This is a genomic window from Bacillus sp. SRB3LM (assembly GCF_015712745.1).
Classification (GTDB): Bacteria; Bacillota; Bacilli; order Bacillales; family Bacillaceae_G; genus Bacillus_A; species Bacillus_A thuringiensis_K.
Window position 1 is genome coordinate 60,330 of sequence record NZ_VWVQ01000017.1, and the last position, 17,145, is coordinate 77,474.

Below are 17,145 nucleotides of genomic sequence, written 5' to 3' on the forward strand. Positions count from 1 at the left end.
TTTCGGTCTCACAGGACTGAATTAAAAGGTTATTATTATGAAGCAATCTGCTTAGATTGTTTTATTTGTTTCGTTTCCGGTAGTAGTAGATTTAACAGTACACCTACAATTGCTGCTAGTGCCATTCCTTCTACTTGGAATGATTCTCCTACGTGAAGTACCGCTCCACCAATACCGATTACTAATATTACTGATGCAATCATTAGGTTTCGTTTGTCACTTAAATCTGTTTTATCATCTACCATCATGCGTAATCCGCTTGATGCGATTACACCGAATAGTAAGATTGATACACCACCCATAACTGGTGTTGGGATCGAATGAATCAGTGCAGAAATCTTACCGATAAATCCGAACATGATTGCGAATACTGCTGAACCGATGAATAAGTATACACTGTATGCTCTCGTAATTGCTAGCACACCGATGTTTTCACCATACGTTGTATTTGGTGGCCCACCGATTAGTGACGCGATTAATGTTGCTACTCCGTCACCGAAGATTGAACGGTGTAAACCTGGTTTTTCAATTAAATCTCTTTTAATAACATTTCCAAGAACAATTTGATGTCCGATATGTTCTGATATTGTTACTAGTGCAACTGGTACCATCAAGAGTACAATCTTCCATGAAAACTCTGGTGTGTATGTTACAAATGGTACTGTGAAATCTGGTACAACAAACCATTTTGCCTCAGCTACCGGCTTTAAGTCTACTAGCCCTTGGAAGTAAGCGAAGATATATCCGCCGATAATGCCAAGTAACACTGGTATTATACTGAAAAATCCTCTTCCAAATATCGAGCATATAATTGTAATTGCTAATGTTACTAACGCTACTGAAAAATGTGTAAAGCTATATTTGCCATCCGCATCGTTCATCGCCATGTTAACTGCTGTATGTGCTAAAGCTAGACCGATTACCATTACTACTGGACCAACTACGATTGGTGGTAGTAATTTCATAATCCACTCTGATCCTGATTTCTTAATTCCGAGTGAGATTAAAATGTACACAAGTCCTGCTAGCAAACCACCAAGCATTGCCGCTCCCGGTCCACCTGCCGTTTTGGCTGTTATAATCGGTGCGATAAAGGCGAATGATGATCCTAGATAAGCAGGTACTTGGCCTTTCGTTATAAGAAGGAACGCTAACGTTCCTAATCCACTTGATATTAATGCTACTGATGGATTCAATCCTGTTAAAAATGGAACAAGCACTGTTGATCCAAACATCGCGAACAAATGTTGTATACTTAAAAATAACCATTTTCCCGGTTTCGGTACTTCATTAACGTCTAACACTGGCTTTTGTTCCATTGTTACATCCTCCTTCAGTTTAAATCTTTGCAATAAAAAAACTCTTTGTGCCTGTGCACAAAGAGTCCTACACTTTCGTATGCCAAATTTGACATATGAAAGCCAAGACCCTTTGGCAGCCTCACAGGACTACATTTAAAAGGGCTTTACTTATCGTATATGCTTACTCGATCTTGTTGATCTGTCTCTTGCAAATCAACTTCGATACGCTCTTCACTTGATGTTGGAATGTTCTTCCCTACATAATCAGCGCGAATTGGTAATTCGCGATGACCTCTATCAACAAGAACCGCCAATTGGATTTGAGATGGTCTACCTAAATCCATAAGAGCATCCATTGCTGCTCGAACTGTTCTTCCTGTATATAATACGTCATCCACAAGGATAACTTTTTTCTTCGTAATATCTACAGGGATATCAGAACCCTTTACAAGTGGTTCTTTATTTTTCGATTGTAGTGTTAAATCATCACGATATAACGTAATGTCTAACTCTCCAACTTCCATTTCTTTTCCTTCAATTTGACCAATTCGTTCTGCCAAACGTTGTGCAATAAAAATTCCACGAGTTTTAATTCCGACAAGAACACAATTATCGACACCTTTATTTCGTTCCACGATTTCATGACTAATTCGTGTTAAAGCGCGGCGAATCATTTGGTCATCTAAAACGACAGCTTTCTCTTGCATGCTCTACACCTCCAAGCTTTTTTCTTGCGTGAGAGTAATGGTATAAAAAAAGTCCTCTCAGCGTGTGCGAGAGGACTTTTGAAAAAAGGGTACAACATACCCTAAGTATTTCAAACCGTTACCTTCTCAACCTCACGGGGCTGTGTTAAAGGATCATTATTTAACTGTTGTCAGTATCTCAGTTTTCTTATGATTTGTCAATACTATTTTCGTAAAATATTTAATGCGTCTTCAAACACTTCTGGAATTGGTGCCTCAAACTGAATATATTCACCAGTACGAGGATGATCAAAGCCTAAAATACCCGCATGAAGTGCTTGTCCATTCATATCTAACGTTTTCTTCGGACCATACTTCGGATCTCCTGCAAGTGGATAGCCAATATATTTCATATGAACACGAATTTGGTGCGTACGTCCCGTTTCTAAGCGACATTCTACAAGTGTAAAGTCTTTAAAGCGTTCTAACACTTGGAAGTGCGTAACAGCGTTCTTACCATTTTCATCAACTGTCATACTTTGACGCTCTTTCTTATCACGAGCAATCGGAGCATCAATCGTTCCCTTATCATGCGGAATCACACCGTGTACAATCGCTTTGTAACGTCTCGTTACTGTTTTTGCTACAAGCTGATTTACAAGCGATTCATGTGCCATATCATTTTTAGCAACCATTAATAGTCCAGATGTATCTTTATCAATACGATGCACGATACCTGGACGCATTATACCGTTAATGCCTGATAAGTCTGTACAATGGTGCATGAGGCCGTTTACAAGTGTACCACTTGTATGCCCTGGTGCTGGATGTACAACCATACCACGTGGCTTATTTACAACAAGCACATCTGCATCTTCATAATAAATTTCTAAATTTAAATCTTCTGGTTGAATATCTAACTCTTCTGGTTCAGGAATTGTTACTGTAATTTCATCTTCTTCTTTTACTTTATAATTTCCTTTTACAGCTTTCCCGTTTACTGTCACAACGTCATCTTTAATCCATTGCTGCACTTGCGTACGTGACCATTCGTTATTTATCCCTGCAACGAATTTATCAATTCGCTCGTTTTTTTGCTCTGCTGCAACTGTTACTTGTACTACTTCACTCATTCAATTACTCCTTCGCTTTCTTGCCTTCTAATAATGTTTGAATAATAATTAATACAACACCAATACATAATGCTGAATCAGCTATATTGAATACTGGATAGTTGTACGAGAAAATATACACGTGAATGAAATCCACTACTTCTTGTCTAAATACACGATCAATAAAGTTACCAATTGCCCCGCCCAAAATTAGGCCTAACGAAATACCTAGAAGCTTGTCTGTTTTCGCATACTTTTTCATATAAAATACAATAAATACTACAAAAACAACTGTAATAATGTAGAAGAACCACATTTTATTTTCTAAAATACCCCAAGCAGCACCTCTATTTCGATGTGATGTTATGTATAATACATTGTCGATAATCGGAATACTCGTACCCAATTCCATGTTCTTTACAATTAACCACTTCGATATTTGATCGATAGCAATGACGAATAACGCTATTACATAATATATCATTTTCATTTCCCCCACAAAGACAGTGTACCTCAAAATTTTAGCATAGCTGCTACCTTTTCACAATGAACCTTTATAGAAGAATAAAATAAATTAAAAAAAGGTAATATAATATCGTTGTGCGTATTCATACATTTACCTTTTCATAGAAGAATTCATGAATCGTACGGGCAGTCGGCATTGTCTTCATTTGCTTTGTCGAAATTAATCTCCCCGTCTCTTCACAAATACCATACATGTCTATTTCCATCTTAAATAATGCGCGTTCTACATCCTTTAAATCCTCTTTTATATCATGTAATAGCAATTTTTTCTTTATCTCTTCCTTAATTTCATATCCAAGTTCTTGGCTGAACTCGACATCATATTTGTGCATTACTTCTTTAGCTAGTCTCTCTTGCAACTCTTTTCTCATCAATTGCAATTCTTCTTTTATTTCCATGTAAATTTCATTCACGTGTACATTCCTCCTAGCTGTAATGTACAGTTAGTGTGTCCGAAATTTATTTGCTTACCTCACACACATTTTTCCTTCACAGGAAAGAGTCTGAAAGTGATTTTGATATACCATCAACAAAAAAACTGACTGCATCAATAGCAGTCAGCTTTTTTATTATTTTACATAGTTTTCTTTAACAACTGTTGCACAACGCTCACATAATGTTTCATGTTCAGTATCTTTACCAATTGTTTCTGAAACTACCCAACAACGTTCACATGTTTCACCAGTTGCTTGGGCAACAACAACCGCTGTATGTTCATACTTCGGTGCATCTGCTGGCGCTTCATCCATCATACCACCAAGTTTATACTCAGAAACGATGAATAATTGCTTTAAGTCTTCGCTAATAGACTCCAACATAACTTTCATTTCTGCAGTTGGATATAGTGTAATGCTTGCATTTAATGACTTACCGATTACTTTTTCATTACGAGCTACTTCTAGTGCTTTTAACACGTCATCACGTAATGTCATAAATGCATCCCATTTTGTTTTTAACGCTTCCGCGTCATCTAATTGTACAGCTTCTGGCATATCAGTTAATTGTACACTTTCTTCTGTTACGCCTGGAATATATGGCCATACTTCATCAGCTGTATGCGGTAAGATTGGTGTTACAAGTTTCGTTAACGCAACAAGAACATCATATAATACAGTTTGAATTGCACGACGATCTTCGTGGTTTGCACCTTCAATGTATAAAATGTCTTTTGCAAAGTCTAAATAGAATGAACTTAAATCAATTGTACAGAAGTTATGAATTGCATGATACACAGCAGCGAAGTCGTATGTCTCATATGCTTCTTTAACTTTTGTAATTAAGTCATTTAATTTCACTAACATGTAACGATCTACTTCACGAAGTTCAGCTACAGCTACTGCATTTTCACTTGGATTAAAGTCGTCTAAGTTTCCTAATAAGAAACGGAATGTGTTACGGATTTTACGATACACTTCTGCTACTTGTTTTAAAATATCATCTGAAATACGTACGTCAGATTGATAGTCAACAGAAGATACCCATAAGCGTAAAATGTCTCCACCTAATTGATCCATAATTTTCTTCGGTACGACGATGTTTCCAATCGACTTACTCATTTTACGTCCTTCACCGTCTAGTACGAAACCGTGGCTTAATACGCCTTTATATGGTGCTTTACCTGTTACAGCAACTGCTGTTGATAATGAAGAGTTAAACCAACCACGATACTGGTCAGATCCTTCTAAATATAAATCAGCTGGACGCTGTAAATCTTCGCGCTCTTCTAATACCGCTTGGTGAGAAGAACCTGAATCGAACCATACATCCATGATGTCTGTTTCTTTACGGAATTCGCCATTTGGGCTACCCGGATGTGTAAACCCTTCTGGTAATAGATCTTTCGCTTCACGCTCGAACCATACGTTAGAACCGTGTTCACGGAATAAATCTGCTACATGGTTAATTGTTTCATCCGTAATAATTGGATCACCATTCTCAGCATAGAATACCGGAATTGGCACACCCCATGCACGCTGACGAGAAATACACCAGTCACCACGGTCACGAACCATATTATGAAGACGAGTTTCTCCCCATGCTGGTACCCATTTTGTTTCCGCTACAGCTTCTATTAATTCTTTACGGAATGCTTCAATAGACGCAAACCACTGTGCTGTCGCACGGAAAATAATTGGTTTTTTCGTTCTCCAATCATGTGGGTATGAATGTGTAATGAATGTTAGTTTCAGTAACGCGCCTACTTCTTCTAATTTTTCTGTAATTGGTTTGTTAGCTTTATCATAGAATAAGCCTTCAAATCCAGGTGCTTCATTTGTTAACACACCTTTATCATCGACTGGGCAAAGTACTTCTAATCCATACTTTTTACCAACAACGAAGTCATCTTCCCCGTGTCCTGGTGCTGTATGAACACAACCTGTACCTGCATCTGTTGTTACGTGATCTCCTAGCATAACTAATGAATCACGATCGTAGAATGGGTGTTTTGCAACTGTGTACTCAAGTTCGCTACCTTTTACTGTTTTCACAACTTCAGCATTTTCCCACTCTAACGTTTTTGCAACTGTCTCAAACAGCTCAGAAGCAATGATATATTTCTCATCATTTACTTTTACAATGCTATATTCAAGCTCTGGGTGAACAGAAATACCTAAGTTTGCAGGTAATGTCCAAGGTGTTGTTGTCCAAATGATGTACTTTTCATCACCTTCTAATACGTTCTTTCCATCTTTTACAGGGAATGCTACGTAAATAGATGCTGATTTTTTATCTTGATATTCAATTTCAGCTTCCGCTAAAGCAGATTCACTCGTTGGAGACCAGTAAACTGGTTTTTGACCTTTATAGATATAACCTTTTTTCGCCATGTCACCAAACACTTTAATTTGTTGTGCTTCATAAGCTGGCTCTAAAGTAATATATGGATTATCCCAATCTGCACGTACACCTAGACGCTTAAATTGTTCACGTTGACGTTCTACTTGTTCATATGCATACTCTGCACATAACTTACGGAACTCAGCAACTGTCATTTCTTTACGTTTTACACCTTTATTTGTTAAAGCTTGTTCAATTGGTAAACCGTGCGTATCCCATCCTGGAACATATGGTGCACTAAAACCAGTCATTGATTTATAACGAACAATAAAGTCTTTTAATACTTTATTTAATGCATGTCCCATATGAATGTCACCATTCGCATATGGAGGTCCATCATGCAATACAAATAAAGGACGACCTTTTGTATGTTCTTGTACTTTTTCGTAAATATTCATTTCAGCCCATTTTTCTTGCATTGCAGGCTCACGTTTTGGTAAATTCCCACGCATTGGGAACTCAGTTTTTGGCATCAGTAATGTATTTTTGTACTCCATGCTCAATTCCTCCTTACATGTATAAAAGAAATACTTAAAAAACGGAATAAAAAAGAGACCTTCTCATCCCAAAAAGGGACGAGAAAGTCTCCCGCGGTACCACCCTAGTAGATCATATACCTATGTATAGAACCCTCTTTATATTCTTAACGCGAATACACGCCTACGCTTACTCTATTTGTTCAGCGCGGAACTCCAGGGTGATATTCCCACTATCTCCTTATCCTGAGCTTACACCATCCTCAGTTCGCTATATAAGGTTTGAAAAGGTACTTATCCCTATCTTCGTTTTTCTTAATAAATATGTTGTTTAAAATTATATGTAATAATGAGAAAAACGTCAAGCTTACACTGTTTCTTCTTTTTTCAACAGTTCATCTACTTCGTCTTCTAATTCAATTAGTTTATCCCAATCATCGTTGTTTAACATCTCAAGCTGTGTTTCTAATAACATACGGAAACGAGTTCGGAATACTTTCGCTTGTTTCTTTAGCTCTTCAATATCAAAAGCAACTTTTCTTGATTTTACTAATGCTTCGTTAATAATACGATCAGCATTCTTTTCAGCTTCACGCACAATTAATTTCGCTTCTTTTTGCGCATTACGTTTTACTTCTTCCGCTGCTTCTTGTGCAACAACGATAGATTTGTTTAACGTATCTTCAATATTAGAGAAATGATCTAACTTCCCTTCTAACTGCGCAACTTTTTCTTCTAAAGCTTTTTTCTCACGAATGACCAATTCATAATCTTTGATAATTTGATCAAGAAACTCATTTACTTGATCTTCATCATAGCCACGGAATCCGCGACCAAATTCTTTGTTATGAATATCTAATGGTGTTAACGGCACAACGCCACCTCCAAGTAGTTATCTAAATTTCCTCTTTCAATTATATCTTTTCTTCGACAAAATAGGAGGATTTCCTTCTAAAAAACCAATCATTTTAGTATACCATACAAAATTCTCCATTTGTCGCGTTTTGTTCTACCTTCTACAGAAAATAATTTACTTCGGCCATATCCTCTAACAGAAAAAACATCTCCTGGATAACATTCATACGAAGTTTGCTCCACTGTTTTCCAATTGACTTTTACTAAACCATTTTTTATGAAAGGTTGTACTTTCTGTCTAGATAAATGTAACATTTCAGCTAACATAACATCTAAACGAAGTGAAGAAACCGTTCCAGATTTCTCTCCCCACGTTTCATGTATCTGTAGAATTTTTTCTCCTTGCACTGACGCTAAAGAGACTTTTACTTTCCCTATTGATTGTAAGTTCATCTCAATATACGATACAATTTCTTTCGCAACTACAATTTGGGCACGATTTTCTTGCAGCAAAATATCACCACATTTTTCTCTTGTTAAACCAAGAGACATAAATGTACCTAATATTTGCCTATGTTCTAGCGTATAAAACTTGGAAGGATAGTCAATTTCTAATACTTCTACTTGAAATTCTTCTTCATTTAATTCTAGATAGTCTGGATAAATAAGTGCTCTTTTACGCTCTGCATTAGGCGTTGCACCACCAAATTGCACAGCAACATCACCTTGTCCTATTACCATAGAAACAATTTGTTGTTGCCTAGGATCAAGAAAATCCGTTAACTTCACTTGATGGTACTCCGCCGCTCGCTTCCACTCTAGCACTTTATCCACAAAGACCTCCTCATCAGGCCTAAAATGTTCGTAGATGCTCATGTATTTACCTTCTTACTATAAGAAATAGCTTAATAAACTGAACAAACCAGTTTTAGCAAGTTTCAACGCAAAGATTGCAACGATTGGAGAAATATCAATCATTCCAAGCGGCGGAATAAAGCGGCGGAATGGTTCTAAATACGGTTCACAAATACGTGCCAGGAACTCTCCAAAAGATGATTCCTTTGCACCAGGAAACCATGATAGGAGAATGTAAATAATAAGTGCCCACGAGTAAATCTCGATAGCATAACTTAACACTATAAAAACTGTTGTCATGGCGTATTACCACCTCTTTATATTTGTTTCTTCTTCTTCACCGAATAACTCTGAAATTGCACCAACAATATCTACATTTTCAGGTGTACACATAAATGTTTTCGGTCCTATTTTTTGAATGTCCCCGCCTATAGCGTATACAGTACCACTTAAAAAGTCAACGATACGCACCGCTTGATCAGTAGACATTCTCTGCAAATTAATTACAACAGCTCGTCTACCTTTTAAGTGGTCCGCAATCCCTTGCGCTTCCGAATATGTGCGTGGTTCTAATAAAACAACTTTTGAAGATTGTTTTGCTGTTTCAATACTAACAACATTTTGCTTCGGTTGTGCTTTCGGAAACGTAACGTCTTGTTGTTCTGGTGGATCTTGCTGCTTTTTCATGTCTGTTTGCTCCTTTTCATAACCATATTGAGCTGCTTCTTTTTCTTCCGGTGTATCAAAAAAGAAGTATTTTACTTTTGACCAACTCATAATAAGATTCTCCTTCCTTTTACGCTTTTCCTACTAAAATCGTTCCCAAACGAATATATGTAGCCCCTTCTTCAATTGCAATCGTGTAATCGTTGGACATTCCCATTGATAATTCTTTACATGGCGCATGTAATAACTCTAGCTCCTGCACCTCTGTTTGCAGCATACGTAATTCCTTAAAACAGCGTCTGATTTCTTCCTCTTCTTCTGTAAATGGAGCCATCGTCATTAGTCCAACCACTTCAATTTTATCGAATTCTTGCAAACTTTGAATAAAAGAAACAACCTCTTCTATTGCCAATCCTTGCTTCGATTCTTCAGATGAGGTTTTCACTTGAATAAAGCATTTTACTTTCTTATCAGCACGTTTCTGAATTTCTTTCGCCAGGGAAAGACGATCTAACGAATGTAAATAATCAATTTCATTAATAATTTCTTTTACTTTTCTCGTTTGTAATGAGCCAATAAAGTGCCAATTAACTTTTGAACCGAAATGCTCGTATTTCTGTAAGAAACCTTCATTTCTATTTTCACCTAAATCGATAATTCCAGCTTCAATTACTTCGTTTGTTTTTTCAATCCCTACAGTTTTTGTAACTGCAACAAGTTTAATATCTTGCAACGAACGTCCAGCTCGAGCGCAAGATTCTTTAATAGCTTCGTTTACAATTACTAAATTTTCTTGTACTGTCACTTGCTTCCTTCCTCCTTAAAACCTATGAAACTCAACATTCTTCCTGTCTTACCTTGATCACGACGATGAGAGAAAAATAGTTGCTCTTCACAGCTTGTACAAAGAGATGACATTACAATATGCTCTTCTTTTATGCCTGCTTGTACACATAATATACGATTAATTTCTTTTAAATTAATTGCGTACTGCCCGTCAGAAATTTTTTGATGAGGAACAGCACCGCTAACTACTTCCTGTGCTGCTGTTAATACACGATCATCCACAACATAACAACAAGATCCGATCGACGGCCCAATTGCAACATGAATTTCATCACTTGAAATACCTTCTGCATCCCACTTTTGAATCATTTCCTTTGCAATCTCTTGTACAGTGCCTTTCCATCCAGCATGCGCAAGTCCTATCATACCATGTGATGGTGCATAAAAATAGAGCGGAACACAATCCGCGTAACAAGACGTTAACAGAACATCTTCATTACTCGTATAAATGCCATCTGTTTTTGAAATGCCGTCCTCATATGAATAGACGCCACTTCCCTTTTCCTGTTGCCCTACTTTTTCAACATGATGAGCATGAACTTGTTCAGAGCAAATCCAGTTTTCTAATGGTTTTTGTAACTTATTTGCTAAAATGCGTCTGTTTTCATGAACGTTCTCCACGATATCATTCACATGTAATCCTAAATTCATCGTATGAAAGGAGCCCGTACTTATCCCACCATCTTTTGTCGTAAATCCAGCAGTAATGTTTCCAAGTTCTTTCCACGCTTGTAAATACAGTATACCGTCCACATATTTAAATGGTTCTCTCATAATAAAGCGGCTCCTTTTAATTAAAATAACAGAAAAAAGCATGGTACTTCCTGTCTATTTTACCATACTTTTATTTTTTCATAATCCTAACAGAAAAAAAAGAGGAATTTGTAATATTCTTTATGAAATTGTCGGTGTTTGTATTGATTCTGTTACAGTATTAACAGGATTTACTCTTACAAGTATGACATCCTCTCCAATCTTCACAATTTCCTTCCAAGGAATTACAATCTCAACATCTTTTCCAAAAATACCTAGCATACGTGTCTGTTTGGAAATAATAACAGAACAAACTTTCCCTGTGTTCATATCAATTTCAATATCTCCAATATTCCCAATCCTTTTTCCATCTGAAATATTTATAACATCCTTCATCTGTAACTCTGAAATTCGTATCACCATTTTTATCCTCTCCCTTATATGACGAATTGGAAACTGTTTCTCATATTTACAGGAAGCCACCTATACGAAACACCATACTAGTTTCATTATATGAACACTAATCCCCTACTATGAGCACAAACTATATTACATATAAAAAGGTCTCACCATAATTGGTGAGACCTTATCCTTGAATCGTTTTATTCATTTGTTTAATGGCTGACTTCTCTAAACGTGATACTTGCGCTTGCGAAATCCCAATTTCTTCTGCAACTTCCATCTGTGTCTTTCCTTGGAAGAAACGTTTTCTAATAATCATTTTCTCTCTATCATTTAAACGCTTCATTCCTTCTTTCAATGCTAATTCTTCAACCCACTGCTCGTCCTTTTGTTTTTCATCACTTAACTGATCCATAACAAAGATAGGATCTCCTCCATCATTATAAATTGGTTCAAATAATGAAACTGGGTCTTGAATCGCATCTAAAGCAAATACTATCTCTTCATGAGTTACTTCTAGCACTTTTGCAATATCCATTGCTGTTGGTTCTTTTGAATTTTCTGCAATCAACTTTTCTCTTACTTGCAAAGCTTTATACGCAATATCTCGCAATGAGCGCGATACGCGAATCGGATTATTATCACGCAAATATCTGCGTATTTCCCCAATAATCATCGGCACAGCATACGTTGAAAATTTTACATTTTGGCCTAAATCAAAATTATCAATTGATTTCATAAGTCCGATGCAACCAACTTGAAATAAATCGTCAACATATTCTCCTCTGTTATTAAATCTTTGGATGACGCTCAGTACAAGACGTAAGTTTCCATTCACTAATTTTTCTCTTGCGCTTATCTCTCCACTTTGCATTTCACGAAATAATTTACGCATCTCTTCATTTTTTAATACTGGAAGTTTAGCTGTATCAACACCGCAAATTTCTACTTTGTTTCTCGTCAAAGTGTTCCCTCCTATCGGGAGTTGCTGTACAGTGTAAAGTATTTCCTTTGAAGGGGATTTTATGCATGTGGTTTTTTCACGATTTGTTATTTAAATTATCTTTCCTAATACAACTAAATAGAATAAGACCAGCCTACATAACGGCTGGTCTTATTCTTTACACCATTTTATTAAATTCTTTTCGTAATCTTTTTATAATTCTTTTTTCTAAACGCGAAATGTATGACTGTGAAATCCCAAGCATATCAGCCACATCTTTTTGCGTCTTTTCCTCTCCTCCAGCAAGCCCAAACCGAAGTTCCATAATTTGTTTTTCACGATCATTTAATTGGTGTAATGCTTTCATTAAAAGGTGACGATCTACAGTAGCTTCTAAATCTTTTGTAATAATATCATCATCTGTACCTAACACGTCAGACAATAACAGTTCATTCCCATCCCAATCAATGTTTAGCGGTTCATCAAAAGAAACTTCCGAACGATTTTTGTTATTTCGACGTAAATGCATTAAAATTTCATTTTCTATACAACGAGATGCATATGTTGCTAATTTTATTTTCTTTTCCGGATTAAATGTATTTACAGCTTTAATAAGGCCGATTGTTCCTATACTAATCAAATCTTCAATATTTATCCCTGTATTTTCAAACTTTCTTGCTATATATACAACGAGCCTTAAGTTACGTTCAATGAGTAATGACCTTGCTGCCTGATCTCCTTTTGGCAATTTATTCAAAAGAACTTCCTCTTCTTCTTTTGTTAACGGTGGTGGCAACGCTTCGCTTCCACCAATATAATAAATTTCATCGGTCTTAATTCCTAATTTCAGCAATACTTTATACCAAAGGTATACTAAATAAAATTTTAATTTCATCATATTATCCCGCCTCTCATTATTAAGCGATCACCATTTTTTGTGAAATCAACATTTTTGGATGCACAATACATTGATACTCCCCATTAGTAGACAGCTGTTGTGTATTTAATCCAATTAATACTTTGTTTACAACAATAGAACTACCTTCATGGTCAACTTGCACACTGTCAGGCTTAATTGCCCACAAAAATTGACTCTCTACTCCTACTGCACGGAAAGGAATTAAGCGTAATTTGGTCGCCCAACCAGAATCATTTTCTGGTATTTGAGGAATTTCTGTTTTGGAATAAATTTGCTCTGTTAACCAAGATGGTAAGCAATGTTCTAATGATGAAACATGCATAATCATAACGGGTGTTTTGGTTAATGGGTCGTAAAGTTGGTTCCCACTGTCAATAAGGCCTGCCAGTTCTAGTTCTTCTTCGGCTAATTGAATTTTTACTTTCACAATTTGATCATAGTGTATTTTCGTGACCTCTACGCTTTCAATACGCTTTTTAGAAAAATAATAAATTACTGGAAAACCAAAAATAACAAATAACCAACTAATTGGATCACCGTAAGAAATTGACTGAGATTGAACCAATCCATTTACCATTTCATTCGTTTGCAAAAAGAAATGAGTTCCAATTAATCCTCCGCCAACCATAAAGGTTACAAAGTAAAAAGTAAAAACAGTTTGTGCATAATCTCTAAATGTTGTAAACCCAAATGCTGTATACACAATAAGTAACGAGTACAGTAGTTTCATAATTGGATGTGTCATCATAGAAGCAAAAGGAGTAAAGGCAAAAATAACAATAGTTGAACCTATAAATGCCCCTAGCACAAGCCTCCATCTTTGGATTTTCTTTTTTAACACGGTAGCTGTTAATAAAAGCAAAAGAAAATCAATGCAGGCGTTTAACAACCAAACAACGTCGGCGTAAACAACCAAACAATTCACCTCTTTTTTCAAGTTGAGACTAGTATAATGCATATCCAATAGGAAAGTGTGTCAATTTGCGGAGGTGTTTTTTTGTTATTTTGTGATTTCTAGACATAATCTGTCGGTAAAAAATAAAAGTACAAATTCATAGAATGATATACTCTTATTTTCACCAACAAAATATATTGAAATATACGAAATAAAAAAAGACCTGCTTAGCAGGTCTTTTCCATTTAAAAAACAAAAAAGGAGCATGAAAGCTCCTTTTTTTATCGTCTACGACGGTTACGTAAAAATGCTGGAATATCGATATCATCTGAATCTGAATGACGCTCATGTACAACTGGCTCTTCACGCTTCATTTCGCGTTTTACTTCACGCTGTTTTGAAGGTTGAGCTACTGGTTGTTGCTGTTGTTGCGTGTGGTTCGCATTCGGACGGATAATTGGTTTTGGTGGTTGAGTTGCAATGCTATCATCAAAACCAGTTGCAATTACAGTTACAACGATATCATCTTTTAATCCTTCGTTAATAACAGAACCGAAGATCATATTTACTTCTGGATCTGAAGCTGAAGCTACGATATCTGCCGCTTCTTGTACTTCATATAAGCTTAAGTTAGCGCCACCCGTAATGTTCATGATAACACCTTGAGCTCCATCAATAGATGTTTCTAGTAATGGACTTGAAATCGCTTTTTTCGCAGCTTCTGCAGCACGATTTTCCCCGTTACCAGAACCAATACCCATTAAAGCAGAACCTCTATTAGACATAATTGTCTTTACGTCTGCAAAGTCTAAGTTAATTAAACCTGGCGTTGCAATTAAATCCGAAATACCTTGAACACCTTGACGTAATACGTTATCAGCTTCACGGAATGCTTCTAACATTGGCGTATTTTTATCAACAATCTCTAATAAACGATCATTTGGAATTACAATAAGAGTATCTACATTTTCTTTAAATGCTGCAATACCAGATGCTGCTTGCGTCGCACGCTTACGTCCTTCAAAAGTAAATGGACGTGTTACAACACCAACTGTTAAAGCACCTAATTCTTTTGCAACTTGAGCAACAACTGGAGCTGCACCAGTTCCAGTTCCACCGCCCATACCAGCAGTTACGAAGACCATATCCGCACCACGAAGTGCTTCTTGGATCTGTTCTTTACTTTCTTCTGCAGCTTTTTTCCCTACTTCAGGGTTTGCACCTGCACCAAGTCCACGCGTTAATTTTCCACCAATTTGCATTTTTGTTTCAGCTTTTGATAGATTTAATGCTTGTGCATCAGTGTTCACAGCGATAAAGTCTACACCTTGTACACCGTGTTCAATCATACGGTTTACAGCATTGTTTCCGCCACCGCCGACACCGATAACTTTTATATTCGCTAATTGATCTTGAGTAGTATCAAACTCTAACATGTCGAAATCCCCCTAGAACCTCATTTTTCGTGTCCAATTTTAATCCCATAAATAACGGAATACACGTTTTACTTTTGACATCATGCGGTCATCATTTTGATTATTATTGTTTTGATTACGAGTTTTTTGTTTCGCGGGTTGCTGTTGTACCGGCGTTGGTGCTGGTGCTGGTTCAAAATGCTCTTGCTTTTCCTGCACATTTTTCCCACGTAATTTAGCTTTTTGATAAGAATGTTTAATTAATCCAACTCCACTTGTATATTGGGGCTCACGCACACCAATATAATCAGGAGTTGCTACACGAACATTTTCATGTAAAATATCATATGCAAGATCAAGAACACCTGGCATAGAAGCAATTCCGCCAGTTAGTACATAACCAGAAGCCACTTGCTTTACTCCTAACTTACGCACTTCATCTTGAACAAACATTAAAATTTCCTCTACACGAGCCTCTATTATATCCGATAATTCCAACTGAGAATATTGTTCTGTTTGGTCGCTTCCCATAATAGGAACCGTAAACATCTCTTCTTCAGATGCTGTATCATAAAAAGCATGTCCATATTTCAACTTAATTTGATCTGCATTTTCTGTTGAAGTTTTCAACCCAATCGCAATATCTTTCGTTATATGGTCTCCACCTAATGGTAATACGCTCGTCGCTTGTAACTCTCCATCTTTAAAAATAGATAAAGTTGTAGATCCTCCCCCCATATCAACAAGGGCTACTCCTCTATTTTTTTCATCTGAAGATATAGCAACTGTTGCAGCCGCTAAAGGTTGAAGACAAATATCAACAATTTCAAGACCTGCTTTTTCTACACAACGAAGTAGGTTATGTAGTAAAGTTCTCGAGCCTGTAATAAGTGTACCTTCCATTTCTAATCTTACACCGATCATCCCGCGTGGATCGTTAATCTCGTCAAGACCGTCTACGATGAACTGTCGAGGTACCACATCAATAAACTCACGTTCTGGAGCAATTGACACAACTTGTGCTGCATCTAGAACGCGTAAGACATCTTCATTCCCGATTTCACGATCTTCATTTGAAACAGCGACTACTCCGTGACAAGGAAGTAGCTGTACCTGGTTTGCATTGACACCTACTACAACTTGCTCAATGTGGATTCCCACCATGCGCTCAGCTTGTTCAATTGCTTTTTTAATTGATCGAACAGTCTCATCTATATCAACTATCGATCCCTTCTTTAAACCATTTGATTTTACATTTCCAACACCAATAATGTTTAAGCTGTCATTAACCATTTCACCAATGATGACTTTAACATTGGATGTACCGATGTCAAGACTAACATATATTTCATTGCTGTTCATTCTTTGGCACCTCCTTCTTTATTTATACCATACAACTCAATATATGGAACAACAATCGCAACTTTACTATTTATAAGAAAAATATTCAACGTCTTTATACGTTTCCCTTTTTTAACCCTATATTTTTCTTATTTTTATTTAGCATTCAATTAAGAATATCGCAGTAAACTATGAATAACTGCTTATCTTGAAATAATTCTATTTCGAGTGTAAAGTTTACCGCCAAGTATAAGTCTACACTAAGATGTACTCATAGAAAAGTGAAACTTGTACCAATACTAGTATGAATCTAAGAA

At 36.6% G+C, this 17,145-nt stretch carries 18 protein-coding genes and 1 other annotated feature; all 18 genes read right to left on the reverse strand.

The genetic code is table 11. The annotated features are described in order from the left end of the window. Window positions 1-35: 35 nt before the first annotated feature. Entirely contained in the window at window positions 36-1,319 is a 1,284-nt protein-coding gene (uraA, locus tag F3I02_RS11215; protein ID WP_000435923.1) for a uracil permease, read from the reverse strand. Window positions 1,320-1,465: 146 nt separating this feature from the next. Then, window positions 1,466-2,008: a bifunctional pyrimidine operon transcriptional regulator/uracil phosphoribosyltransferase gene (gene pyrR / locus F3I02_RS11220; RefSeq protein ID WP_001156491.1), complete on the reverse strand. Its 543-nt coding sequence runs from the start codon at window positions 2,006-2,008 to the stop codon at window positions 1,466-1,468. Between the two features lie 203 nt (window positions 2,009-2,211). Further along, window positions 2,212-3,120 carry an RluA family pseudouridine synthase gene (locus F3I02_RS11225; protein WP_000005828.1) on the reverse strand — a complete coding sequence of 303 codons (909 nt, stop codon included), beginning with the start codon at window positions 3,118-3,120 and terminating at the stop codon, window positions 2,212-2,214. 4 nt (window positions 3,121-3,124) lie between these two features. After that, window positions 3,125-3,583 carry a lipoprotein signal peptidase LspA gene (gene lspA, locus F3I02_RS11230; RefSeq protein ID WP_000642180.1) on the reverse strand — a complete coding sequence of 153 codons (459 nt, stop codon included), beginning with the start codon at window positions 3,581-3,583 and terminating at the stop codon, window positions 3,125-3,127. A 124-nt stretch (window positions 3,584-3,707) separates the two neighbouring features. Then, window positions 3,708-4,037: a TraR/DksA C4-type zinc finger protein gene (locus F3I02_RS11235; RefSeq protein WP_001002956.1), complete on the reverse strand. Its 330-nt coding sequence runs from the start codon at window positions 4,035-4,037 to the stop codon at window positions 3,708-3,710. Window positions 4,038-4,193: 156 nt separating this feature from the next. Continuing rightward, window positions 4,194-6,959, reverse strand: a complete 2,766-nt coding sequence (gene ileS2, locus F3I02_RS11240) for an isoleucine--tRNA ligase (RefSeq protein ID WP_074593575.1) — start codon at window positions 6,957-6,959, stop codon at window positions 4,194-4,196. 71 nt (window positions 6,960-7,030) lie between these two features. Continuing rightward, window positions 7,031-7,254, reverse strand: a binding site (T-box leader). Window positions 7,255-7,305: 51 nt separating this feature from the next. Beyond that, window positions 7,306-7,812 (reverse strand): septum site-determining protein DivIVA, encoded by a 507-nt coding sequence (divIVA, locus tag F3I02_RS11245; protein WP_001131611.1) that lies wholly within the window; start codon window positions 7,810-7,812, stop codon window positions 7,306-7,308. Window positions 7,813-7,901: 89 nt separating this feature from the next. After that, window positions 7,902-8,669, reverse strand: a complete 768-nt coding sequence (locus F3I02_RS11250) for a YlmH family RNA-binding protein (RefSeq protein WP_002164155.1) — start codon at window positions 8,667-8,669, stop codon at window positions 7,902-7,904. A gap of 15 nt (window positions 8,670-8,684) precedes the next feature. Further along, entirely contained in the window at window positions 8,685-8,948 is a 264-nt protein-coding gene (locus F3I02_RS11255; protein ID WP_000214233.1) for a YggT family protein, read from the reverse strand. 6 nt (window positions 8,949-8,954) lie between these two features. Beyond that, the gene (locus F3I02_RS11260; protein WP_000119129.1) at window positions 8,955-9,425 is read right to left on the reverse strand and encodes a cell division protein SepF; all 471 of its coding nucleotides are present in this window, start codon (window positions 9,423-9,425) and stop codon (window positions 8,955-8,957) included. 19 nt (window positions 9,426-9,444) lie between these two features. Further along, a complete protein-coding gene (locus tag F3I02_RS11265) occupies window positions 9,445-10,119 on the reverse strand; it encodes a YggS family pyridoxal phosphate-dependent enzyme (protein ID WP_000218005.1) in 675 nt (224 codons plus the stop codon). Continuing rightward, window positions 10,116-10,934 (reverse strand): peptidoglycan editing factor PgeF, encoded by an 819-nt coding sequence (gene pgeF / locus F3I02_RS11270; RefSeq protein ID WP_001209016.1) that lies wholly within the window; start codon window positions 10,932-10,934, stop codon window positions 10,116-10,118. The genes F3I02_RS11265 and pgeF overlap by 4 nt, the downstream gene beginning before the upstream one ends. Window positions 10,935-11,054: 120 nt before the next feature. Beyond that, window positions 11,055-11,336, reverse strand: a complete 282-nt coding sequence (locus F3I02_RS11275) for a YlmC/YmxH family sporulation protein (RefSeq protein WP_000236748.1) — start codon at window positions 11,334-11,336, stop codon at window positions 11,055-11,057. A 163-nt stretch (window positions 11,337-11,499) separates the two neighbouring features. Next, window positions 11,500-12,279 carry an RNA polymerase sporulation sigma factor SigG gene (gene sigG, locus F3I02_RS11280; protein WP_000197755.1) on the reverse strand — a complete coding sequence of 260 codons (780 nt, stop codon included), beginning with the start codon at window positions 12,277-12,279 and terminating at the stop codon, window positions 11,500-11,502. A gap of 157 nt (window positions 12,280-12,436) precedes the next feature. Continuing rightward, a complete protein-coding gene (sigE, locus tag F3I02_RS11285; protein WP_000976948.1) occupies window positions 12,437-13,156 on the reverse strand; it encodes an RNA polymerase sporulation sigma factor SigE in 720 nt (239 codons plus the stop codon). 19 nt (window positions 13,157-13,175) lie between these two features. Continuing rightward, window positions 13,176-14,093, reverse strand: a complete 918-nt coding sequence (gene spoIIGA, locus F3I02_RS11290; protein WP_196478005.1) for a sigma-E processing peptidase SpoIIGA — start codon at window positions 14,091-14,093, stop codon at window positions 13,176-13,178. A gap of 260 nt (window positions 14,094-14,353) precedes the next feature. Beyond that, entirely contained in the window at window positions 14,354-15,508 is a 1,155-nt protein-coding gene (ftsZ, locus tag F3I02_RS11295; protein ID WP_000888984.1) for a cell division protein FtsZ, read from the reverse strand. Window positions 15,509-15,547: 39 nt separating this feature from the next. Continuing rightward, complete coding sequence (gene ftsA, locus F3I02_RS11300) at window positions 15,548-16,849, reverse strand: cell division protein FtsA (protein WP_196478006.1); 1,302 nt, start codon at window positions 16,847-16,849, stop codon at window positions 15,548-15,550. Between the last annotated feature and the right edge of the window lie 296 nt (window positions 16,850-17,145).